At 69.3% G+C, this 1,478-nt stretch carries 1 protein-coding gene; it reads left to right on the forward strand.

Annotation, left to right across the window (positions count from 1 at the left end; translation table 11 throughout):
- A partial coding sequence (locus AB0B02_RS31860; protein ID WP_357306816.1) for an SDR family oxidoreductase occupies window positions 1–1,478 on the forward strand: 1,478 nt, incomplete at both ends.

A 1,478-nucleotide genomic window follows, 5' to 3' on the forward strand; every position in this document is an offset into this window, starting at 1 on the left:
TACGTGTACGGGCCGGTGTTTCAGGGTTTGCGGGCGGTGTGGCGTTCCGAGCGGGATGTGTATGCCGAGGTGACCCTGCCCGAGCAGGCCGCAGCCGATGGGTTCGGGTTGCATCCGGCGGTGTTGGACGCGGCGTTGCACCCGATCGGGTTGACCGGGCTGCTCGGCGGCGACGATGGCGGGGCGGTGTTGCCGTTCGCGTGGAGCGGGGTGCGGCTGCACGCGACTGGGGCGACCACGCTACGAGTCCGGCTGACACCCACCGACGACGGCGGTATCGCGGTGGCGGTGTTCGACACCGCCGGCCAGCCGGTGCTGACCGCGGACTCGCTGGTGTTGCGGCCGGTGACCACCGACCAGTTGGGCGCCGGGGTACCGGATGTGGCGCAGTCGCTGTTCGCGGTGGAGTGGGTGCCGCTGCCGGACGCGGAATCTGGCACCACGGCGGCGGCTGCCGAACTGGTCTGGGGATGGCATGGGCAGGTTGCTGGTGAGCTGCCCGCGGTGGTGGTGGCCGAGCTACCAACTCCAGACGATGCGGTGGGTGTTGTCGAGGCCACGCACGCGGCGAGCGTGTTGGTGTTGGGTTGGGTCCAGGAGTGGCTGGCCGATGCGGCCACGGAGGGTTCCCGGTTGGTGGTGGTCACCCGCGGCGCCACTGATGGTAGTGACTTGGCTGCGGCTGCGGTGTGGGGTTTGGTCCGTTCCGCGCAGTCCGAACATCCTCACCGGTTCGTCCTGCTGGACCTCGACGATGACACCCACTACGACAGCGACCAGGGTAGCGAGCTGGGCAGGATCCTGTCGGCGGTGCTCGACAGCGGTGAGTCGGAGATCGCGGTACGCGCTGGTGGGTTGTATGTGCGGCGGTTGGTCCGGGCCGGTACTGGTCGTTTGTCGCTGTCCGGTTCTGACGGGTTGTCGGCGGGGTTGGATGCGGGTGGCACGGTGGTGGTCACTGGTGGGACGGGGGTGTTGGGTGGTTTGGTGGCCCGGCATCTGGTCACCGCGCATGGGGTTGGGCATCTGTTGTTGTTGTCGCGGCAGGGCCTGGCCGCGGCGGGGGCGGCGGAGTTGGTCGGTGAGCTGACCGGGTTGGGTGCGCGGGTGCGGGTGGTGGCGTGTGATGTCGCTGACCGGGATGCTTTGGCTGAGGTGTTGGCGGGGGTGCCGGCTGAGCATCCGGTGGTGGGGGTGGTGCACACCGCGGGTGTGCTTGATGACGGGGTGGTTGAGGCGTTGACGCCGCGGCGGTTGGAGACGGTGTTGCGGGCGAAGGCGGATGCGGCGTGGTGGTTGCATGAGCTGACCCGGGATGCGGATCTGGGTTTGTTCGTGGTGTATTCGTCGGCGGCGGCCACGCTCGGGTCACCGGGGCAGGGAAACTATGCCGCGGCGAACGCGGTCCTGGATGCCTTGGCGCTGCGGCGGCAGGCCGCGGGTCTGGTCGGGCAGTCGTTGGCGTGGGGGCTGTGGGC

The organism is Micromonospora sp. NPDC049240, from assembly GCF_040647835.1.
Classification (GTDB): domain Bacteria; phylum Actinomycetota; class Actinomycetes; order Mycobacteriales; family Micromonosporaceae; genus Micromonospora.